The sequence below is a fragment of the Morganella morganii genome, assembly GCF_019243775.1.
Lineage (GTDB): Bacteria > Pseudomonadota > Gammaproteobacteria > Enterobacterales > Enterobacteriaceae > Morganella > Morganella morganii.
Genome location: NZ_CP069157.1, coordinates 1079804 through 1100397, shown reverse-complemented (window position 1 = coordinate 1100397; position 20594 = coordinate 1079804). Strand labels below are relative to the sequence as shown.

Here is a 20594-nt window from a genome sequence, read left to right as displayed (position 1 = left end):
CCCCTCCGGTCAGCGGATCACACCGGCGCCGTCACTGGCACGGCAGACATAAATATCCGCAGTCAGACCGGAGATCGCCGTATAGTGTGCGTTAATCGCGTCTGTAACCGGAGCGACATGTTCCGGCTTCACCAGCGCGACCACACAACCGCCGAAGCCGCCGCCGGTCATGCGGACACCGCCTTCCGCGCCGATAACATCACCGATAATCGTGACCAGAGCATCAATTTCAGGGACCGTGATTTCAAAGTCATCACGCATAGAGTGATGGGACTCCGCCATCAGCTGACTGAGACGCGGTAAATCCCCGTCTTTCAGAGCTTCCGCCGCTGCCAGGGTGCGGATATTTTCGCTGATCACATGACGGGCCCGTTTCGCGGTCACCGCATCCAGCTCATGAGCCCGGGCGGTGAACAGCTCCATAGTCACATCCCGCAGCGCCGGAACGCCGAAGAACTCCGCTGCCGCCTCACACTGACGCCGCCGGGTGTTGTATTCGCTGTCCACCAGGCCGCGTTTTTTGTTGGAGTTAATAATCATCACCACACTGTTTTCCGGCATGGCAACCGCGCGGGTTTCCAGGCTGCGGCAGTCGATCAGCAATGCGTGCCCGTCTTCACCACAGGCTGAAATCAGCTGATCCATAATGCCGCAGTTACAGCCGACAAACTGGTTCTCCGCCTGCTGCCCGTTCAGGGCAATGACTTCACGGCTGACGGGTAAATCATACAGGGCTTTGACAGTCTGGCCGATCACCACCTCCAGCGAGGCGGAACTGCTCAGACCCGCGCCCTGCGGCACATTGCCGCTGACAGCAATATTCATCCCGCCGAACACAAAACCGCGCTCCGCCAGGTATTTGATCACGCCGCGGATATAATTTGCCCACAATTTATTATCGCGGTATTCGATCGGCTGTGAGAGATCAAACTCATCGCGATCATTATCATAATCCGCAGCCACCACGCAGACCTTCTGATCATCACGCCGCGAGGCGGCTGCCACGGTGCCGAAATCAATGGCACACGGCAGAACAAAACCGTCGTTATAATCTGTGTGTTCGCCAATCAGATTCACGCGGCCCGGTGCCCGGATCAGCATGTCAGGGGATGCGCCGAAGCACTGTTCAAAGGCATGTAGTGCCTTGCTGATAACTGTTTTCATCGGAAACCTCAGATTATAAAGGGGTTTTAAAATGGTGGTCGCTGACTACACGCAGCCGCTCTGCAGCCTGCTCCGGTGTCAGGTCACGCTGGCTTTCCGCCAGCATTTCATAGCCGACCATAAATTTGCGCACTGTCGCGGAACGCAGCAGCGGCGGATAATAGAGTGCATGTAACTGCCAGTGATCCAGCGGTTCGCCCTGCTGAAAATACGGCGCAAAATGCCAGCCCATCGAGTACGGGAAGGCACAGCGGAACAGGTTATCGTAGCGGCTGGTGAGTTTTTTCAGTGCCAGTGCGAGGTCATCCCGCTCCGCATCTGTCATGGCTTCCATCCGGGTGATCACGCGGTGTTTCGGCAGCAGCATGGTTTCAAACGGCCACGCCGCCCAGTACGGCACCACTGCCAGCCAGTGCTCCGTTTCCGTCACAATACGGCTGCCGTCTTTCAGCTCCGCCTGCGCGTAATCCAGCAGCAGGTTACTGCCGTGCTGCCGGGAATAGTCGCGCAGCAGTCCGTCTTTGCGGCTCAGGGCATCAGGCAGAAAATCACCGGCCCAGATCTGACCGTGCGGATGCGGCTGTGAGCAGCCCATCAGTTCCCCTTTATTCTCAAACAGCTGCACCCAGAGGTATTTTTCCCCGAGTTCCTGTGCCTGCGCCTGCCAGGTATCAATGACGGCACGGATTTGTGCCACCGGCAGTTCCGGCAGAGTTTTGCTGTGGTCGGGAGAAAAACAGAGCACGCGGCTCAGCCCGCTGACGGCCTGAGTCTGAAATAACGGACTGGTGTTTTCCGGCTGTGTGCAGGGCTGCGGTCTCAGCGCGGAGAAATCATTCTGAAAAACATAAGTGCCGGTGTAAGCAGGATTAATATCGCCGCTTACCCGGGTATTTCCCGGACACAAAAAACAGTCAGGGTCATAAGCCGGTAAATCCGCCACATCAGCGACTTCATCTCTCCCCTGCCACGGGCGTTTTGCCCGGTGAGGAGAGACTAAAATCCACTGTCCCGTTAACGGGTTATAGCGGCGGTGAGGGCAATCAGACGGATCAAAAGTCATCATAGACACAATTCTCTCTGACGATGAAACGGGTTAGCGATGATTGTCCTCAGGCGTTACCGGTTTTCGTATTTCGTCAGTCTGCGTAACCTTCCGGGTTCTGCTGCTGCCAGCGCCAGGCATCCTGCGCCATATCATCAACAGTGCGGACGGCACGCCACTGCATATCACGGGCCGCTTTATCCGGGCTGGACCAGCACTCAGCGATATCCCCCGGACGGCGGTCACAGACAGCATACGGGATCGGTTTACCGGCCGCTTTACTGAACGCCGCAATCATTTCCAGCACACTGGTGCCTTTGCCGGTGCCCAGGTTATAGATATGCAGCCCGGAGGACTGTGCCACGGTTTTCAGTGCCGCAACATGGCCGTCCGCCAGATCCATCACATGGATGTAATCACGCACCCCGGTACCGTCAGGTGTAGGGTAATCGTTTCCATAGATACTGACTTTTTCACGGCGGCCGATAGCAACCTGAGTGATATATGGCGTCAGGTTATTCGGGATACCTTTAGGATCCTCACCCATCGTGCCTGTCGGATGCGCCCCGACCGGGTTGAAATAACGCAGCAGTGATACAGACCAGTCATTATCTGCGATCAGCACATCATTCAGAATGCGCTCAACCATGTATTTACTGGTGCCGTAAGGGTTTGTGGTGTTACCGATAGCGGATTCTTCGGTGATCGGCACACTGGCCGGATCGCCGTAAACAGTGGCGGAAGAGCTGAAAATAATCCGTTTCACCTGCGCCCGCTTCATGCTGCGCAGCAGAACCAGCGTGCCGTTGATATTGTTATCATAATATTCAACCGGTTTTTCCACGGATTCACCCACGGCTTTCAGGCCCGCAAAGTGAATCACCGCATCAATACGGTGTTTGGCAAATACGCTGTCAAGAAAGGCTTCATCACGGATATCCCCCTGATAAAAAACAGGTTCTTTTCCGGTAATTGCAGTGATCCGCGCCAGAACTTTGGCATTGGCATTACACAGATTATCCACAATAACCGGTGTCATGCCTGCATTCATCAGCTGTACGCAGGTATGGCTGCCGATATAGCCCATACCGCCGGTGACAAGAATTTCCACATATACCTCTCAGGCTTTGTAATGTATTCAGAGAAAACCAAAGTATAACGTGAGGACGGGGAAGATTCTAACCATGAATAGTTTTTGAGTCTGTGATACTGATCTGATTTGTGTAAACGTTTACACTGATGCACTGAATGGTTTTTACTAAAAGTTTCTGTGTTACTATAAGTAGCTGTCACTGCCTGAATTACGCCTGTTGCCCTGCCGCAGTTCCCGGCCGGAGGAGAAAGAACAAAAAAATGGCCACGCTAAAAGATATCGCCCGGCAAGCCGGTGTCTCACTCGCGACCGTGTCGCGGGTGCTGAATGACGACCCGACACTCAGTGTGAAAGAAGAAACCAAGCTGCGTATCCTGGAAATCGCCGAGAAACTGGAATACACCGTTTCCGCGCAGCGCCGTCACACCACGGGCAAACGTCAGGCACAGCGGCTGCATTTCCTGGCGGTTTACAGCTATCCGAAAACAGCGGAAATTAATGATCCTTATTATCTCTCCATCCGCCACGGCATTGAGTTACAGAGCGAACGGCTGGGTATTGAGCTGACGCACGCTTATGAAAACAATCTGCCGGAGACGGTCTCCCGCCCGGACGGCGTGCTGCTGATCGGACACGGTGCCCGCGCGGTACTGACAGAAGTACAGGCACTCTGCTCTGCCGTCTGCTTTGTCGATTTCAGCGATCGCCAGAGTGATTATGACGCGGTGGATATTGACCTCGCGTACATTGCGCAATCCGTAACTGATTTCTTTATTGCACAAGGTTATGACCGGATAGGTTTTATCGGCGGGCAGGATTCCCCGGCGGCGGCGGATATCCGCGAAGTCGCGTTTACTGAATACGGCTCACTGCGCGGTGTGGTGCGCGGGGAAGATATCTATCGCGGGGATTTCTCCAGCGCGTCCGGTTATGCTCTGGCAAAACAGATGCTGGCCGGAGAGAGCTACCCGAAGGCCCTGTTTGTCGCTTCTGACTCCATTGCTATCGGCGTGCTGCGCGCCCTGCATGAACAGCATATCGCTATCCCGGAGGATATCGCTCTTATCAGTGTCAATGATATCCCGACCGCCAAGTTTACCATTCCGTCACTGTCGACCGTCCGCATCCACTCTGAGGTGATGGGCAGCCAGGGCGTGAATCTGCTGTTTGAACGTCTGCGTGATGAGCGGCAGGAGCCGCTTCAGGTCTTTGCCGCCTCCCGCCTTATTCTGCGCGGCACCACGAAGTAATACCCCCTCCGTAAGATTCTGACGGCTGCCGGAAAGGCAGCCGTTTTTCTTTCAGTAAAATTTACCTTCTGCAAAGATGACTGCCTTTTACACAATTTAGCGTTTCAGCTCACAAGATTGTGCCGCTGTTGTACGGATTATGTGATCAGGTTAAACATCTTAGTTTTACTCTATAGTTTTTAGTAAAATTTTTACTAATATCCCGTTAATGATTGATCTCATCCGATAGCCCGCAGTGATTGCTGACTATAAAGAAGGAGCTTCTGTGAATAACTGGGAAAACTACACCCTGCTGCATGAAAACCGCCTGCCGCCGCGTGCCTATTTCTTTGCCTATGATAACGACACCGCCGCACGCACTTATCAGCGTGAGCTGAGTCAGGGCTTTAAACTGCTCAGCGGGCAATGGCAGTTCCGCTATTTTGATCATCCGCTGCGTGTGCCGGAGGCGTTTTATCACACGCCAATGACAGAATGGTCATCCATCACTGTCCCGAATATGTGGCAGATGGAAGGCCACGGACAGCTCCAGTATACCGATGAGGGCTGGCCGTTCCCGATTGATGTGCCGTTTGTTCCGTCAGATAACCCGACCGGTGCCTATCAGCGCACGTTTACGCTGGATGAAAACTGGTCACAACAACAGGTCATTATTAAATTTGACGGCGTTGAAACCTATTTTGAAGTCTATGTGAACGGCCACTATGCCGGGTTCAGCAAAGGCAGCCACCTGACCGCTGAATTTGATATCACCGAATTTGTCAGCGCCGGGGAAAACCTGTTATCTGTCCGCGTCATGCAGTGGGCGGACAGTACCTATATTGAAGACCAGGATATGTGGTGGATGGCGGGGATTTTCCGCGATGTGTATCTGATTGCACAACCGCCGGTACATGTCCGTGATCTGACTGTCCGCACCGATTTTGCGCCGGATTACCGCAGCGCCCGGCTGACCGCCTCTGCGGAAATTGCCGGTTCTGCAGAAGGGATGCAGATTGAGGCCGTTTTATATGATGGCAGCACCGTCTGTTTTTCGCAGAAAAAAGCGCTGACTGCTGACGATCATACCATCACATTCACCGCAGATATCGCTTCCCCGCGCTGCTGGAGTGCGGAAGATCCGTATCTGTATCACCTGCTGGTCCGCCTGTCGGACAGCAACGGCAATCTGCTCAGTGTGATCCCGCAGCGGGTGGGATTCCGCGATATTAAAGTCCGCAACGGCCTGTTTTATATCAATAATCATTATGTGAAATTACACGGCGTCAACCGCCACGATAATGATGAACACAAAGGCCGTGCTGTCGGCATCCGCCGGATGGAGCAGGATCTGCGGCTGATGAAGCAGCACAATATCAATGCTGTCCGTACCGCGCACTACCCGAACGATCCGCGCTTTTACGAGCTGTGCGATATTTACGGCCTGTTTGTGATGGCGGAAACCGATGTGGAAACCCACGGTTTTGCCAACGTCGGTAATCTCAGTCAGATCACCGATGATCCGTCCTGGGAGCCGGTGTATGTCGACCGCATCCGCCGCCAGGTGCATGCACAGAAAAATCATCCGTCCGTGATTATGTGGTCGCTCGGTAATGAATCCGGTTACGGCTGTAATATCCGTGCTATGTATGATGCCGCAAAAGCCATTGATGACACCCGCCTGATCCACTATGAAGAAGACCGTGATGCCGATGTGGTGGATATCATCAGCACCATGTATTCCCGTGTGCAGATGATGAATGAATTCGGTGAATATCCGCACCCGAAACCGCGCATTATCTGTGAATATGCCCACGCCATGGGCAACGGGCCGGGCGGACTGAGTGAATATCAGGCTGTGTTTGACCGTCATGACGCCATTCAGGGACATTTTGTCTGGGAATGGTGTGACCACGGCATTCTGGCACAGGATGAACAGGGTCGTCCGTTCTATAAATATGGCGGTGACTACGGCGATTACCCGAACAACTATAACTTCTGCATGGATGGCCTGATTTTCCCGGATCAAACCCCGTCCGCCGGACTGAAAGAGTACAAGCAAGTTATCGCACCGGTGAAAGTACGTGATTTTGATGCGAACAACGGCGAAATCACCATTGAAAACCGCTTCTGGTTCAGTACGCTGGCAGAGTGTCAGATCCGTGCGGAATATAGTGCTGACGGCGACATTATTCACAGTGAAATTTTATCGCTGCCTGAACTCGCTCCCCGCGAAAGCGCCCGCGTTGCCCTGAACTTACCGGCTGCCGATGGCCGCGAAATGTTTGTCAATATCATCGTCACCCGTCTGAATGCCACCTGCTACAGTGCTGCCGGACATGAAATCGCGGTTTATCAGTTCCCGCTGGCGGCGGCATCTGCGCCGGTGCTGCCGTTTATCCGACATGATGCCACGCCGCTGGCAGTCTGTGACGAGCGGCTGGAAATGCATATTCACGGCTGTGATTTCACCCTCACCTTCTCAAAAACCGACGGTAAATTAATCCGCTGGGAAAACCGCGGGCAATCCCTGCTCGCCGCCGCACCACGGATGCGTTTCTTTAAACCGATGATTGATAACCATAAACAGGAATATGAAGGTTTATGGCATCCGGCACACCTGCAAATCATGCAGGAACATTTCCGTGGCATGGAAACAGCACAGGAAAACGGCCATGTGATTGTCACGGTGAACTCCGTGGTTGCCCCGCCGGTGTTTGATTTCGGCATGCGCTGTACTTACCGCTACACCATTGCGCCGGACGGCCATGTTGCGGTGACCCTCAGTGGTGAGCCGTACGGCGATTATCCGCATGTGATCCCGTGCATCGGCATGGATATGGGGATCGATGCCCGTTTTGACCACGCGGAGTACTACGGACGCGGGCCGGGCGAGAACTACGCGGACAGCTGCAAAGCCAATCTTATCGGCCGTTATCAGTCACCGGTCAGTGACCTGTTCGTTAATTACCCGTTCCCGCAGAACAACGGCAACCATCAGGACACCCGCTGGCTGGCACTGACGGACAATCACGGCAGCGGCCTGTTTGTGCGTCCTGATCAGCCAATCAATTTCAGCTGCTGGCCGTGCCGCGGGGAAGAACTCCACCGTGCCCAGCATCAGCATGAATGGCAGCCGGACGGCCATATCACTCTGAACCTTGATCACGCCCTGACCGGGCTGGGCTCTAACTCCTGGGGCAGTGAAGTCCTCGACAGTTACCGTGTCTATTTCCGGCCGTTCCGTTTCGGATTCACACTGCTGCCGTTTACCGAAGGCGACTGCCGTGCGGAAACACTGGCAACACTCCATTTTTCAGGCGAAACACACTCAAGAGGCCGGGCATGATCCTGTTTACTGATTTAACGGATTTTCAGCGTTTTTTCCGTCAGGAAAAAATGGCAGCGTTGTATTGAGGCCATCAATAACCTCCCGTCTATTCATCCTGATGTGACCTATTCTGTCGGTGATTCACTGATATACCGCCTTCAGACTAAAGCAGCGCCGCAGCCGGATTTCCTCGGTAAACGCCGCTATTTTCAGGTGCATTACTGGCTGGAGGGGGAGGAAAACGTGGAGTATGCCGACAAATCCGCCCTGACCCCGGTGAATGCTTACAGTGATGAAACTGACCGCGAAACCCTGCGCGGCAAAGGGGAAACCCTGCTCTGTAAAGCCGGCAATGTGCTGGTGTGTGAAAATCACGAGGCATACCGGTTCACCTGCTCAGGCGATGTCCGCAAAGTGGTGCTTACCGTGACCATTGAAGACGGTTATTTCCTGAATAAATAGACCCACGGAGAACGCTATGTCCACATCCGCGCGTAATACCATCGGCAAGTTCGGACTGCTGTCCATGACCTTTGCCGCTGTATACAGTTTTAACAACGTCATTAATAATAATATCGAGCTCGGACTGGCTTCCGCACCGATGTTCTTTATCGCCACGATTTTCTATTTTATTCCGTTCTGTCTGATTATCGCGGAGTTCGTCTCCCTGAATAAAAACTCCGAAGCCGGTGTTTACGCCTGGGTGCGCAGTGCCCTCGGCGGCCGCTGGGCTTTCCTCGCTGCTTATACCTACTGGTTTGTGAACCTGTTTTTCTTCACCTCGCTGCTGCCGCGTGTTATCGCCTATGCTTCTTACGCTTTCCTCGGCTATGAATATATCTTCACGCCGGTCACCACTGCGCTGCTCAGTACCGTGCTGTTTGCCTTCTCCACCTATGTTTCCACCAACGGGGCAAAACTGCTGGGACCGATGACCTCTGTCACTTCCTCGATGATGCTGCTGCTGACCTTCTCGTATATCGCGCTGGCCGGCGTTGCGCTGGTGGGGGGAATTCAGCCTGCGGATCCGATCACTGTGGAAGCCATGACGCCGAACTTTAACTGGGCATTCCTCGGGATCACCGCGTGGATCTTTATGGCGGCCGGAGGTGCGGAATCAGTTGCCGTGTATGTGAATGACGTCAAAGGCGGCAGTAAAGCATTCGTGAAGGTGATTATTATTGCTGGATTATTCATCGGCCTGCTCTATTCCGTCTCCTCCGTGGTGATCAACGTGTTTGTACCGCGTGAAGCACTGAAGTTTACCGGCGGCTCTGTCCAGGTCTTTGAAGGGTTATCCACCTATTTCGGTCTGCCGGAGATCCTGATGAACCGCTTTGTCGGCGTGGTCTCTTTCACCGCCATGTTCGGCTCCCTGCTGATGTGGACCGCGGCACCGGTTAAAATCTTCTTCGCGGAGATCCCGAAAGGTGTCTTTGGTGCCAAAACAGTCGAACTGAACAAACACGGCGTACCGGCACGTGCCGCCTGGATCCAGTTCCTGATTGTGATCCCGCTGATGTTTATCCCGACCCTCGGTTCCGATACCGTTCAGGATCTGATGAACACCGTCATCAACATGACTGCCGCTGCATCAATGCTGCCGCCGCTGTTTATCATGCTGGCGTACCTGAATCTGCGCCGCAAACTGGATCATATCCCGCGTGACTTCCGCATGGGTTCACGCACCACGGGGATTGCGGTGGTCTCCCTGCTGATTGTGATTTTCACTATCGGCTTCCTGGCCTCCACTTTCCCGACCGGTGCCAACATTGCGACCATTCTGTTCTATAACGTCAGCGGGATCCTGATTTTCCTGGGCTACGCCTGGTGGAAATACAGCCGCTATGAAAAAACCCTGACCGCAGAAGAGCGGAAAATCGCCGATGCCCCGACCGCGCAAACCGCACTGGCCCGCGGCGAAGAATCCGTCGATAATATCTGATTATCCTGCAGATACTGAAAAGCCACCGGACGGTGGCTTTTTTATTGTGCTCAGAGAATCCCCTGACAGACCGGGGTATATTATTTCTGATAGTCCGGTGACTCCGGTGGTAACCGGCAAAAATGAAAAGTCGCTGTAAATACGGTCCCTGTACGCTCAGGCTCGCCATCCATGGCTCGCATGCTTTTCATTTCTCTGCCGGTTACCCCCCTTTTACATTAAAACCAGCTCAGTAACGCGGCGGCTGCAACTCCATCGGTACTGTGTCGGAAGTTTTGATCAGATTAATAAAATCGATTCCCTGCGGGCTGAAAATAAACAACGCATAGCCGGTGGCCATTTTAATATCATCGTTGCGGGCAATCCCCGGGAAGCCCGGCATCGGGCCACCTTTTTCAACCTGCTTAATCAGCCCCACCTGGTCAATCATCACACTGCATGCCAGTTGGCCGTTCATCTCTTTTTTATCCATCCGCACCATATCGCCCTGATACGGACGCGAGGTGAAATGATCAACGCCGTTTTTGTCCTTCACGCCCACACCATACTGATTAGTGGATTTATCCAGCAATGTCAGGGCAATACTCTGTGATTCCCCCTGCAGCGGCAGCTGATAAACACCGGTGAAATCCGGGCAGTTTTCCTGCGTCTGCGCCGGTGGCAGAGGCGCGGCACAACCGCTGAGCAAAATCGGGAGCAGTGCGGTTGCCAGCCAGAGTTTGTGCGTCATAAATATCCTTTTGTCAGTGCATTTTCCGGAGCCGGAACAGACACAAAGTCTATCACAGTTTCCCGCGCATCCGGAAAAATGCCGCAGTATTGCCCTACTTTACCTTATCCCAGCGCACCAGGCTTTCTGACAACACCGCCAGCAAAATTGCCACCAGCATGCCGTTCCCCAGCATCGGGCGCAGCAGCACCGGCAGGTCGCTGATAAAGACGGCAGGCGGATTGATCAGGAAAATGCCGACAAACAGCGGGAGCGCCAGCCGGTAAATATTACGTGCATTCAGGGAAATTTTATCCACGAAAGCCAGCGAGGAGAACATCAGCGGCAGGTAAGTTGCCAGCATCACGGCACTGCCGATGGCGAGCGGCAATCCGCTGAAGAAAAGTGTCACCGGCGGGATCAGCCCCATCAGCAGAAACAGCACACTGCCGACCACCAGGGATGTCCGGCTGCTGTCATTGGTCTGGGTGATTAATCCCACCGAGGAGACAAACGGTGCAAACGGCACCACTGCCAGCGGCGCGGTCAGCAGTGTCACCGAGCCGGTGACAATAAAGCTGCGCCGGAACAGGACATTATTCTCCTGCAGTTTATCCATGTAAAACACATCCGTCGAACGGATGGCACCGAAGGTATTACTGATATTCAGAAGCCCGGTCAGGATACAGGTGATAATCACGCCCCAGCGGAATTCAAACCCGTCAGTGCTGCCGAGCGGCAGAAATTCCCATGATGCGGATGCCACATCTCGTCCCGGCGGGGAAAACAGCAGCACATAAGCTCCCCAGCCCAGCAACACGCCAATCAGCAGCGCATATTTGGCCACGGATACCGGGGCATACACAATCACGCCCAGCACCAGGATCAGCGTTACCAGCGCCAGGAAAAAGACCGGGTAATTCACGGTGGCATCCGGCGGCATGATACCGAACGGCAGTCCCAGCATCCCTTTCAGGAAAATGGAGACCAGCTGCGCGCCTATCATAAACATAAACACTGCCATCACCGCCGGGTTAAAAATCCGGGCGATACGGGCTCCTGCGCCGGTAAAGCCAATCACCAACGTGATAAGTCCCGCACAGGCAATCCCGATAGCAAGGTTTGCGCCGGTCACACCCGCAGAAGTCCCGAAAGAGGCTTCCGCCACAGCGATCCCCAGAATGGTAGCCCACCACAGGCCGGTCGGCCCTTCCATAATCGCACGCTGGTGGCCGGTAAACACCTGCACCAGGCTGCCGAGCGCGGTGGCGATAAAACTGTATTGTGTGATAGTCAGTGTGGCGGCGTCAGAAAGATGAAACGCAGATTGCAGTGTCGGCGGGATCAGTACCGTATTGCAGAAAATAAAGAAATACCACTGAAAGCCGGACAGCCAGTGGCTTTTTTGCATTTTTATCATGGGGTAACGCCTTTTGGATGCAGTGTCAGATTTATTTTTAATATAGTGATAATGATCATACTATCAAAGAGAGATTATTTTGTGAGTTTTTCACTCAGAGAGGTCATGATGAAACCATCCGTTCTTGTTTACCGCGATATTCCTGACGATATCCTCACCCGTTTGTCCGCTGAGTGCGATGTTCACCGCGTGGCGGAAATTGATCCGGACATTGACCCGTCAGTAAAACCGCTGCTGGCCGGAGCGGATGCTATCCTCGGCTCCGGCGGGAAAATTGATGCCCGTTTCCTGGCGATGGCCCCGAAACTGCGGGTGGCTTCCACCATCACCGTCGGTTATGACAATTTTGATGTCTCTGCCCTCAGTGCACGGAATGTGGTGCTGATGCATACCCCGGATGTCCTGACCGAAACCGTTGCCGATGCCACGATGGCACTGGTGCTGGCGACTGCACGGAAAATGATCATCAGCTCAGAGCGGGTGAAACGCGGCGAGTGGACAGAAAGTATCACGCCGGACTGGTACGGCTGTGACGTCCACCATAAAACGATGGGAATTGCCGGCATGGGCCGCATCGGTGATGCACTGGCGCGCCGGGCGCACTGCGGATTCGGCATGAAAGTGCTCTACAATGCCCGCTCCCGCCATGAAAAAACCGAAAAAGCGTATCAGGCGGAATACCGTTCACTGAATGCCCTGTTGGCAGAGTCAGATTTTGTCTGTATCACCCTGCCGCTGACGGCGGAAACCCGCCATTTATTCGGCCGCGAACAGTTTGAAAAAATGAAACGCAGTGCCATTCTGGTCAATATCGGGCGCGGTGCCGTGATCGACGAAGCCGCACTGGCACAGGCGCTGAAAGATAAAACGATCCTCGCCGCCGGGCTGGATGTTTTTGAACAGGAGCCGCTGCCGCCGGATTCACCGCTGCTGTCACTGGATAATGTAGTACTGATGCCGCATATCGGCTCCGCCACCCATGAAACCCGCTATGCGATGGCTGCCTGTGCTGCGGATAATGTACTGCGTGCCCTGAAAGGGGATGTCAGTCAGAATTGCGTCAATCCGCAGGCTCAGCAACAGTAATTATCCCGTCTGTACACAGCAGGTTATCTCTGACGGATAATCTGCTGTCTCTGCTATTTCCGCCCTTCCCGGATAAATGTTAATTTCCATAATTATCAGATAAATACGATAGTATTCATCGCTGATATAGTTCTATCTGTAGCACACTATTCCGGAATACGGAATGCGCCGCGGATCTCAGAGAATTATCAGTTTGAGTATATCCCGACAGAAGGGTCGGTTTCTGAAATGAGCAGTGTTGTTTTTCATGATGCACGGGATTGTGCACCACTGAAAAATTACCTGAATAATGCCGGTTATTATCTTTACCGGACGCAGGATCAGGGACAGGATGAAATCTGGTTATCCGCGCGGGATAAAAAAGCGCTCTATTCTCTGCACCGGGATAAACAGGGCCGGTTTGTCCGCCTTTCCCGCAGTTCTTTATAAAAACACAGACGGGTATGTAAAGCCGTCTGTATTTTCCGTCAGAAGGTAATGGAACGACCAATACTGACCGGGTCACACCAGCGGGCTTTATACTCCCCGGACATCATGCCGTAAGAATAGGTCACCGGTGCGGGCAATTCTGCTGTCAGGCAGAGATTGCGCCACATCAGCATCGTGCCGATAGAATATTTGCGTAAATTCATATCGTAGCCGATGTTCAGAAAATCAATAAATGTTCCCCGCTTTGACGGTGTGGAAAGCAATAACTGAATACCCACTGCTTTACCGTCCAAAAACGCAATTTCCCCGAAAAAGTTATTATAGCAATGATGAAAAAGTGCGCGGATAACCGGATCGTTCTCCACCTCATGCCCCCGCCGGTCGGCATATAACCGGAAGTAGGTTTCAAATAAAAAATCCGGTCCGGCCGTGCTGACATTTTCAAATGTCCCGCCATCAGCCATAAATTTACGGATCTCTTTTTTCCGGGTGACTCTGGTTTTGGAAGAAAAAGCAGACAGATCTTTTGAAACGGCCACATGACGCCGGGAAAACAGCGAAAATGAGCTGTTATAAAACTGACGGCATTCTGTACTCAGGGATTTGGTTTTAAACGGCAGAAAACATTTAATATTTTTATTAAAAGGCAGCAGGATGGAGTAGCGGGGGAAATACATCCACTTCAGGCGGTTTGCGGGGTTATTATTGTCGTTTGCCAGCCAGCCGTTATCTGTGCAGACAGCACCTTCAATAACGCCTTTTTTTGTGTAAGCGTAGAAATCCGGTTCAACGCCCTGCTCCATGGCGAACTTAATATAGTGCGGTGAGGTTTCCGCATTATAACCAAACTTTTCACAGCAGGCTTCATAGTCACTGAAGCTGCATTTTTCCCATCCCCGGAATTTCATCATACCTGCAGTGTTCTGCCCATTAATGTAATTATGTACGCTATTCTAATTAAACCGGCTACAGGTGCAACTAATAACAGAATCACCGTGGCAGGTTCATCCCCGCCACGGTAATTCTGTCAGAAGATAATAATCAGGTTGTCAGCCCGGCCCGGACGGACTGGGCGGGATCAATATGCGTCATCACACTCAGCACCTGCGGGTCACGGCGGATATTCATTTCCGCTGCAATAGCGATATCATGCCCTTCTTTAACCGTCAGGTTTTCATCAATTTCAATATGGACATCCACCAGCAGATAATCGCCGGACTTACGGGTTTTCAGATCATGAACCCCTTCCACCCCCGGGGTATCCATCACAGACTGCGTGATTTTGGCGATGGTTTCTTCATCCGCACCGCGATCCATTAAATCCTGGAGAGACTGCAGGGTAAATTTCACCCCCATGCGCAGAATAAACAGCCCGACCACCAGCGCTGCGATCGGGTCCAGAATTTTATACCCCATCAGACTGCCGGTAATACCGATGGCCACCACCAGCGATGATGCCGCATCCGAACGGGCATGCCAGGCATTGGCTTCCAGCATATTGGATTTCACTTTGCGCGCCACATGCAGCATATAGCGGAACAGGCCCTCTTTCGCCAGCAGTGCCAGCAGCGCGACATACAACGCCAGCGAGTGCACTTCGGGAATCGTTTCCGGCGACATAATCCGTGAACCGGCGGTCCACAGCATCCCGCCGCTGACGACCAGCAGCAGCACGCCCAGAACCAGTGATGCCACATTCTCATAGCGGAAATGGCCGTAAGGGTGTTCTTCATCCGGCGCTTTACGGCTGCCGCGGTTGGCAATCAGCACCACAAAATCAGCGATAAGGTCAGACAGAGTATGAACCCCGTCAGCAATCAGCCCCTGTGAGTGCGAGAAAATACCCGCCACTATCTGCCATGCAGACAACAGGGTATTCACCCAGACGCTGACCCAGGTACTTTTTTTCGCGGCCGCGAATTTTATCTCACGGCTGATATTCGCGCTGTTTTCTGCGGTTTCATCCGCCTGTGCAGGTATATTGGACATAATTTAATTCCACATTATTTTTGTGGTTAATACAAAGCAAATACATGCTGTGGATCGTGATCATTATAGTTCAGCAAACGGATTAATGCCGTTCTTTCTGAACAGGAAATAAAGAATTACAATTAATAAGGTTAAATCAGAATATTAATTCAGCGCCCGCAGTATGCCACAATATTTTTTTCACGTCTCCAATTTTATGATTTTATTTGATTTTTATAACTGAGAATCATTATTCTTATCGCTTTTAAAACGGCTTCTTTCATTCCCCGTCACTGATGACGTTATCATTATTCTCTTTAATTCATTCCCTCCTTTTTATTATTGTTAATAATAAAAATAAACGATAGTTATTTTCATTTCACAAATTAAATAAGCTGCCGCCATGATCACAGCACACGCTGTCATTTTTTGTCATACTGTTACTGATTTCAGTTAACAGGAGGCTGTATGTACAACACGATTCTGGTTCCGATTGATATTCTTGAAGATGACCTGACAGACAAAATGCTGCCCCATGTGGAAGCACTGGCGAAAATTGATAATCCGAAGATCCACTTCTTTACCGTTATCCCTAACGTGGAAATGTTCTTCGGGGTGGAATACGCCTCAATGCCGGTCAGTATGCGGGAATCCGGAGAGCGCATTGAGCTGGCGCTTGCCGCACTGAAAGAAATTATTAAAGGAATTGCTGTGCCGGAAAGTCAGTACACCCTGCACGCGGCTATCGGATCAGCCAAAAACGAAATTCTCTCTTATGCCAAAGATATTAACGCCGACCTGATCCTGATGGGCTCTCACCGCCCGGGTGCGGCAACATTCCTGCTCGGCTCTACCGCCGCAACGATTGTCCGTCACGCCAAAACCTCGGTGATGGTTATCCGCTGATCCCGTCAGTCTGTTTATTCTGCCCCGCGTCACAGCGGGGCATGTTATTTCAGCTGCGTTTAAGCTTATCGGTATTTGCCAGATATAATGCCACGGTCAGCGCCAGTATTGACAGGGTATGCAGGAATGTCGCATTGGCATCTGAATGATCGACAATAATTAAACGCACCATCGCCGTAATGCCGATATAGATAAAATAGCGCAGAGGGAAATGGTAGCCCGACGAAAAATATTTCACAATTAAGGCAATAAATTCAAAATAGAGGAAATAGGTCACGATACTGTCTAATAACAGATAGGTTGTTTTCTCCTGCGCGGAAAACAGCAGATTAATCAGCGTCAGTGTTTCCTTTCCCATAAATACAATCAGCAGCACACCTAAAATCAGCAGTGCAATATTCAGAACCCATTGCAGCACAGTTGCTATCTGGCGGGATGGCTGAAATTCCATAATCAATAGCCTCAGTGATAGACGACAATTACGCCCGTAAACAGTATGGGTTTAAGTGTACGACGAAATGATGACAGAACCGAATAAAAAACAAAAAACACGGCAGGCGCCGTGTTTTATGTATCAGATATTAACGGATTATTTGGCCGGTGCATCCAGCAGCTGATTATCCGTGCTCCAGATACGGTATTTTACTTCCACATCTTTCGGGGCGTACACCACAACCGGCAGGCGGCTGTTGTAACGGACGAATGCTTCGTCACCCAGGTTAGCGCTGACAAACGCTTCGCGTTTTTCATTATTGAGGCAGCCCATCATGGTGGACATCGGCCCGGTTAAGTCGCCGGTCTCATAATAGTCATAGCCGAAACCATCAACGGTTTTCTGTGTCAGCGTACCGCCGAACCACTGGTGGTTACAGTCCACCATCTGTTTTTTACCGATCACCAGCTCAATTTTGTACTGCCCTTCATCGGCTTTCGGCTCTACGGCAATCACATGGCGAACCTGATCTGACGCAGCCTGCGGGAAGTGTTTCAACTCACTCATGCCGTTGTCAGTTTTCACAATCTTCAGCGGCTCCATATCAGTGGTTTTTGCTTCTTCAGCATAAGCGCCTGCGGCAGCGAACATGGCCATAACAGGAAGGATCAATTTTTTCATCAAATAATTACCTTGTTTTATAAGTACATTTGATTATGAAATCGTCTCATAATCTTCATGCTGACTATTAAGAACATTATAATAATCTTTAGTTCACCGCCAGAGTAAAACACAGAATATTCTTACAAAATGGCAGATAATCTCAGATAAATCACCACTGCCAGTGTGTTAAACCAATAACTCTGCCGGATGCCATCATCACCATCAATAAATCACGATGTATTTATGCCATTTTGATCACGGATATAACGATACGCCCCATGCATTCCGGCGTACATTTGTTATACTGGAAAAGCTGTATTCCCCGTCAAACAGGAGGTTCTATGCCACTTGATCAGCAAGCCCTTATAGCACAGCTTAAAGATTCAAATCCTCGTTTTGCCGCACTGTATCTGAAACATCATCAGTTAAATAATGAAATTGCCGAGCTTGAAGGCCCGAACGGCGCAGGCTATAACGACAATGTCGTCCGGCTGAAAAAAGAAAAACTGCACGTAAAAGATGAGATGCAGCGCATTTTAACGGAGTGTCAGTAAGTTTCTCCCCTGTCAGATAACGCCCTTTCGCGGGCGTTATCTTATGTCTCCTTCCCTTTCGCACCATAATCTGACCTGACGCAATCTATTGCACATCAAAAGATGTATAATAATTACATCTTTACTATCCGACCGGAGTTATTATGTCTGAGAAAGCCTCTGTCCATGGCCACGAGGTCATGAATATGATTATTGAAAGCGGGAAGAATTACACCACAGAATCACTTATCGCCGATATTCACGCCACGTTCGGCGAAGATACCCGCTTCCATACCTGCTCGGCAGAGAATATGGATGCAAAAGCGCTGGTCAGTTTTCTGGCTGCACGCGGGAAGTTTATCGGTACTGAAGAGGGATTCAGCACATCGGCTGAGAAAATCTGTAATCACTGAACAGCGAAAAAAAGGCCGCTATCTCCCCTGAAGGCACAAAAACCGAGAGATAGCGTTTCCTGTAACAGGAAGAAAATCATGATTGCGCGTTGTCATCATCCATCCAGCTGTCATCTTCCCAGATGGTCTGAATGGTATCCATCAGCGACTGTTTATCGTCGGGGGATTTCACGCCGGAAATATTAATCGTGGTCTGACTGCTTTGCGCAATACGGAACTGCATATCCGGATATAACGGCAGGATCCGGCGTTTTAACTGGACTTCAAGGGACTGAATAAGATGCGCAGGCACTGCATTTCGTTTATCTAACAGAATTTCAATACGCATGATGTTGCTCTCCGTAAACTGTATGCATATACAGTATTTTATTTTTAAATAAAAAGAAAGCGAATTTTAAGCACAGTATTTAAATTTATGGGCTTTACAGCATGAAAGAGGAGTTTCTGATGGCCGGCAAACGTATTTTACGGGAAATAAAAACCGTTACCCGTATGGTGGAACTGTATGAACAGCGCCATCCGGCACCGGCAGATACTCCGGAACATTACCGCGATCTGCTGGCGTATGCAGTGAAACGGCTGGAAAAATGCCGTTACGGTGAAGACAAACCAGCCTGCAAACAGTGCCCGGTGCACTGTTATCAGCCAAAACCGCGGGAAGAGATGAAAGTGATTATGCGCTGGGCCGGGCCGCGTATGCTGTGGCATCATCCGATCCTGGCTGTCCGTCACCTTATTGATGACAAAAAGCCGGTACCGCCTCTGCCGCAGCGCCGCCGCACGCCCCGCAATAATCAGGACTGACGCGCGCGGTATTCCGCCTGTGTGATCTTATACAGCACATGCGTCTGTAACGGATGCCCCTGTTCCAGTGACGGATGCAGAAACTCCCGCTGATACCGCATTCCCGTTTTCACCATCACCCGTTCAGAAGGCAGATTTACCTTCGCGGTAAACGCGACAATCTCCGGCATATTCAGCGTCATAAAGGCATGGTGCAGCACCGCGTTTGCCGCTTCGGTTGCATAACCTTTACCGTGAAAGCGTTTCGCCAGACGCCAGCCGATTTCAGTACACGGACTGAAATCAAACGGCGCGGACGGGATATTAAGACCAACAAACCCGGTAAATTCCCCGCTGCTTTTTTCTTCCGCCACCCATAGCCCGAATGCTTTCTGCCGTTCAAAACGACGGGTAATTTCATCCGCCATCGCATCACTTTCTGCCGCACTCAGGCAGGCCGGAAAAAAGCGCATAACGTCCGGATCCGCATTCAGTGCACGGAACGGTGCATAATCATCCGGTGTCCAGGGACGCAGGTGCAGACGCGGGGTACCAAGAGTAAGCATATAATCCTCCGGTTCATTCAGTCATAAAATATACCGGAGGAGTATAACGGATTTACGTGAGGGCGGCGCGGTTACACGCGCTTAAAGACAGACGGGACTTTCTGCGGCTCTTTGTTTTTTCCGTTACCGTTCTGTGACGACGATTTCGGCGCGGATTCCTGTGATTTTTCCGCCGCTGCGTCTGATTTTTCAGACTGCTTCAGCTCAGTCACTGCTGCCGGCTTATTATTTTCCGGGCGGGACTGCGGTGCCTGTGCTGCGGCAGCCGCTTTACCGGCAGGGGCATACGGCTCTGACTGGCCGATAAAGGTACCGCCTTTGCGGATAGAGAAATTAGAGGCGCGGCAGACGCCGTTAAGCTCACCGTGCTCAAGAATTTCCAGCTGTTCGACGGTACAGGTGCCGGTCAGCACGCCGTCAATCAGCAGGGTTTCGGCAAAAATATCCCCTTCCACCACACCGGACTGCATAATGCTGACCGAGCCGGAACGGGCTTTGATTTGTCCCTTAATTTTACCCCAGATTTGCAGATTACCGCTGATTTCAACATCACCGGTCAGACGGGTTTCTTTGCTGATCACCGTCGGCTGGCGGGATTCAAGAGACGCCAGCGGGCGCTGTTTCTCTTCACCGCGTGCTGACAGCAGCTGGGTAATTTCATTTGCCTGAGCACTGAGTTCAGCCGCTTTTCGTTCTTCTTCTTCTCTTTCTTCTCTGGTTTTTTGCAACGGTGCCGCAACCGGCTCCGTTTCAGGGGTATCTGCTTGTTTTTTCTTACCGAACATGACGTTTTTCCTTTTCCTTTCCGGGAGAATCGTAATAGCACAGATAACGGCGGCGATACCTGTTAAATAAACAGGCCACGATGCGTGCCCGGC

22 protein-coding genes are annotated in these 20594 nt (G+C 51.6%); 10 read left to right on the top strand and 12 right to left on the bottom strand.

Annotated features, from left to right (window positions below):
* Positions 1-9: 9 nt before the first annotated feature.
* The 3 genes from galK to galE form a co-directional block, all read right to left on the bottom strand.
* Positions 10-1164 (bottom strand): galactokinase, encoded by a 1155-nt coding sequence (galK, locus tag JL661_RS05000; RefSeq protein WP_062772787.1) that lies wholly within the window; start codon positions 1162-1164, stop codon positions 10-12.
* Between the two features lie 13 nt (positions 1165-1177).
* Positions 1178-2230 (bottom strand): UDP-glucose--hexose-1-phosphate uridylyltransferase, encoded by a 1053-nt coding sequence (locus JL661_RS04995; RefSeq protein WP_062772784.1) that lies wholly within the window; start codon positions 2228-2230, stop codon positions 1178-1180.
* 73 nt (positions 2231-2303) lie between these two features.
* The gene (gene galE / locus JL661_RS04990) at positions 2304-3320 is read right to left on the bottom strand and encodes a UDP-glucose 4-epimerase GalE (protein ID WP_004242315.1); all 1017 of its coding nucleotides are present in this window, start codon (positions 3318-3320) and stop codon (positions 2304-2306) included.
* Positions 3321-3562: 242 nt separating this feature from the next.
* On the opposite strand from galE, the gene ebgR reads away from it, so the two are divergent.
* From ebgR to JL661_RS04970, 4 genes are all read left to right on the top strand, one after another.
* Positions 3563-4552 carry a transcriptional regulator EbgR gene (ebgR, locus tag JL661_RS04985; RefSeq protein WP_036416830.1) on the top strand — a complete coding sequence of 330 codons (990 nt, stop codon included), beginning with the start codon at positions 3563-3565 and terminating at the stop codon, positions 4550-4552.
* A gap of 265 nt (positions 4553-4817) precedes the next feature.
* Positions 4818-7880, top strand: coding sequence for a beta-galactosidase subunit alpha (gene ebgA / locus JL661_RS04980; RefSeq protein WP_062772781.1), 3063 nt, complete (start codon positions 4818-4820; stop codon positions 7878-7880).
* A 21-nt stretch (positions 7881-7901) separates the two neighbouring features.
* A complete protein-coding gene (locus tag JL661_RS04975; protein ID WP_218481053.1) occupies positions 7902-8324 on the top strand; it encodes a beta-galactosidase subunit beta in 423 nt (140 codons plus the stop codon).
* A 16-nt stretch (positions 8325-8340) separates the two neighbouring features.
* A complete protein-coding gene (locus JL661_RS04970) occupies positions 8341-9807 on the top strand; it encodes an amino acid permease (protein ID WP_004238594.1) in 1467 nt (488 codons plus the stop codon).
* A 229-nt stretch (positions 9808-10036) separates the two neighbouring features.
* On the opposite strand, the gene JL661_RS04965 is transcribed toward JL661_RS04970, so the two are convergent.
* Complete coding sequence (locus JL661_RS04965) at positions 10037-10537, bottom strand: hypothetical protein (protein WP_004238593.1); 501 nt, start codon at positions 10535-10537, stop codon at positions 10037-10039.
* A gap of 94 nt (positions 10538-10631) precedes the next feature.
* Positions 10632-11936: a uracil/xanthine transporter gene (locus JL661_RS04960; RefSeq protein WP_062772776.1), complete on the bottom strand. Its 1305-nt coding sequence runs from the start codon at positions 11934-11936 to the stop codon at positions 10632-10634.
* A gap of 108 nt (positions 11937-12044) precedes the next feature.
* Here JL661_RS04960 and ghrB point away from each other — a divergent pair, with 108 nt between their 5' ends.
* Positions 12045-13022 carry a glyoxylate/hydroxypyruvate reductase GhrB gene (ghrB, locus tag JL661_RS04955; RefSeq protein ID WP_015422905.1) on the top strand — a complete coding sequence of 326 codons (978 nt, stop codon included), beginning with the start codon at positions 12045-12047 and terminating at the stop codon, positions 13020-13022.
* A 228-nt stretch (positions 13023-13250) separates the two neighbouring features.
* The gene (locus JL661_RS04950; protein ID WP_062772774.1) at positions 13251-13451 is read left to right on the top strand and encodes a hypothetical protein; all 201 of its coding nucleotides are present in this window, start codon (positions 13251-13253) and stop codon (positions 13449-13451) included.
* A gap of 38 nt (positions 13452-13489) precedes the next feature.
* Here JL661_RS04950 and JL661_RS04945 read toward each other — a convergent pair whose 3' ends face one another.
* A complete protein-coding gene (locus tag JL661_RS04945) occupies positions 13490-14362 on the bottom strand; it encodes a GNAT family N-acetyltransferase (RefSeq protein ID WP_073970185.1) in 873 nt (290 codons plus the stop codon).
* A 130-nt stretch (positions 14363-14492) separates the two neighbouring features.
* Positions 14493-15440, bottom strand: coding sequence for a cation diffusion facilitator family transporter (locus JL661_RS04940; RefSeq protein ID WP_004238584.1), 948 nt, complete (start codon positions 15438-15440; stop codon positions 14493-14495).
* A gap of 447 nt (positions 15441-15887) precedes the next feature.
* On the opposite strand from JL661_RS04940, the gene JL661_RS04935 reads away from it, so the two are divergent.
* Positions 15888-16325: a universal stress protein gene (locus JL661_RS04935; RefSeq protein ID WP_004238583.1), complete on the top strand. Its 438-nt coding sequence runs from the start codon at positions 15888-15890 to the stop codon at positions 16323-16325.
* Between the two features lie 49 nt (positions 16326-16374).
* On the opposite strand, the gene psiE is transcribed toward JL661_RS04935, so the two are convergent.
* Entirely contained in the window at positions 16375-16776 is a 402-nt protein-coding gene (psiE, locus tag JL661_RS04930) for a phosphate-starvation-inducible protein PsiE (RefSeq protein WP_004238582.1), read from the bottom strand.
* A gap of 138 nt (positions 16777-16914) precedes the next feature.
* On the bottom strand, positions 16915-17439 hold the full coding sequence (gene eco / locus JL661_RS04925) for a serine protease inhibitor ecotin (protein WP_004240879.1): 525 nt from the start codon (positions 17437-17439) through the stop codon (positions 16915-16917).
* A gap of 323 nt (positions 17440-17762) precedes the next feature.
* Here eco and JL661_RS04920 point away from each other — a divergent pair, with 323 nt between their 5' ends.
* Both JL661_RS04920 and JL661_RS04915 read left to right on the top strand, forming a co-directional pair.
* Positions 17763-17975: a DUF465 domain-containing protein gene (locus JL661_RS04920; RefSeq protein ID WP_004238289.1), complete on the top strand. Its 213-nt coding sequence runs from the start codon at positions 17763-17765 to the stop codon at positions 17973-17975.
* A 143-nt stretch (positions 17976-18118) separates the two neighbouring features.
* Positions 18119-18367 (top strand): YecH family metal-binding protein, encoded by a 249-nt coding sequence (locus JL661_RS04915; protein ID WP_004240880.1) that lies wholly within the window; start codon positions 18119-18121, stop codon positions 18365-18367.
* 76 nt (positions 18368-18443) lie between these two features.
* Here the strand turns inward: JL661_RS04915 and JL661_RS04910 are convergent, their stop codons facing one another.
* A complete protein-coding gene (locus JL661_RS04910; protein ID WP_004238291.1) occupies positions 18444-18695 on the bottom strand; it encodes a DinI family protein in 252 nt (83 codons plus the stop codon).
* Between the two features lie 119 nt (positions 18696-18814).
* Between JL661_RS04910 and JL661_RS04905 the strand changes: the two genes are divergently transcribed.
* The gene (locus JL661_RS04905) at positions 18815-19171 is read left to right on the top strand and encodes a nitrous oxide-stimulated promoter family protein (protein ID WP_004240881.1); all 357 of its coding nucleotides are present in this window, start codon (positions 18815-18817) and stop codon (positions 19169-19171) included.
* Here the strand turns inward: JL661_RS04905 and JL661_RS04900 are convergent.
* Together JL661_RS04900 and JL661_RS04895 are read right to left on the bottom strand one after the other, a co-directional pair.
* Positions 19162-19716, bottom strand: a complete 555-nt coding sequence (locus tag JL661_RS04900) for a GNAT family N-acetyltransferase (protein WP_032098827.1) — start codon at positions 19714-19716, stop codon at positions 19162-19164. The two genes, JL661_RS04905 and JL661_RS04900, sit on opposite strands and share 10 nt — an antisense overlap.
* A gap of 71 nt (positions 19717-19787) precedes the next feature.
* Positions 19788-20501 (bottom strand): bactofilin family protein, encoded by a 714-nt coding sequence (locus JL661_RS04895; protein ID WP_051456202.1) that lies wholly within the window; start codon positions 20499-20501, stop codon positions 19788-19790.
* Positions 20502-20594 lie beyond the last annotated feature (93 nt).

Bases quoted from the DNA above. Each gene is read 5' to 3' on its own strand.
- galK (WP_062772787.1), bottom strand. From the start codon at position 1,164: ATGAAAACAGTTATCAGCAAGGCACTACATGCCTTTGAACAGTGCTTC.
- JL661_RS04920 (WP_004238289.1), top strand. From the start codon at position 17,763: ATGCCACTTGATCAGCAAGCCCTTATAGCACAGCTTAAAGATTCAAAT.
- JL661_RS04940 (WP_004238584.1), bottom strand. From the start codon at position 15,440: ATGTCCAATATACCTGCACAGGCGGATGAAACCGCAGAAAACAGCGCG.
- JL661_RS04965 (WP_004238593.1), bottom strand. From the start codon at position 10,537: ATGACGCACAAACTCTGGCTGGCAACCGCACTGCTCCCGATTTTGCTC.
- JL661_RS04970 (WP_004238594.1), top strand. From the start codon at position 8,341: ATGTCCACATCCGCGCGTAATACCATCGGCAAGTTCGGACTGCTGTCC.
- JL661_RS04910 (WP_004238291.1), bottom strand. From the start codon at position 18,695: ATGCGTATTGAAATTCTGTTAGATAAACGAAATGCAGTGCCTGCGCAT.
- JL661_RS04895 (WP_051456202.1), bottom strand. From the start codon at position 20,501: ATGTTCGGTAAGAAAAAACAAGCAGATACCCCTGAAACGGAGCCGGTT.
- psiE (WP_004238582.1), bottom strand. From the start codon at position 16,776: ATGGAATTTCAGCCATCCCGCCAGATAGCAACTGTGCTGCAATGGGTT.
- JL661_RS04995 (WP_062772784.1), bottom strand. From the start codon at position 2,230: ATGATGACTTTTGATCCGTCTGATTGCCCTCACCGCCGCTATAACCCG.
- JL661_RS04960 (WP_062772776.1), bottom strand. From the start codon at position 11,936: ATGATAAAAATGCAAAAAAGCCACTGGCTGTCCGGCTTTCAGTGGTAT.
- JL661_RS04950 (WP_062772774.1), top strand. From the start codon at position 13,251: ATGAGCAGTGTTGTTTTTCATGATGCACGGGATTGTGCACCACTGAAA.
- eco (WP_004240879.1), bottom strand. From the start codon at position 17,439: ATGAAAAAATTGATCCTTCCTGTTATGGCCATGTTCGCTGCCGCAGGC.
- JL661_RS04945 (WP_073970185.1), bottom strand. From the start codon at position 14,362: ATGATGAAATTCCGGGGATGGGAAAAATGCAGCTTCAGTGACTATGAA.
- JL661_RS04915 (WP_004240880.1), top strand. From the start codon at position 18,119: ATGTCTGAGAAAGCCTCTGTCCATGGCCACGAGGTCATGAATATGATT.
- ghrB (WP_015422905.1), top strand. From the start codon at position 12,045: ATGAAACCATCCGTTCTTGTTTACCGCGATATTCCTGACGATATCCTC.
- ebgR (WP_036416830.1), top strand. From the start codon at position 3,563: ATGGCCACGCTAAAAGATATCGCCCGGCAAGCCGGTGTCTCACTCGCG.
- JL661_RS04935 (WP_004238583.1), top strand. From the start codon at position 15,888: ATGTACAACACGATTCTGGTTCCGATTGATATTCTTGAAGATGACCTG.
- JL661_RS04900 (WP_032098827.1), bottom strand. From the start codon at position 19,716: ATGCTTACTCTTGGTACCCCGCGTCTGCACCTGCGTCCCTGGACACCG.
- JL661_RS04905 (WP_004240881.1), top strand. From the start codon at position 18,815: ATGGCCGGCAAACGTATTTTACGGGAAATAAAAACCGTTACCCGTATG.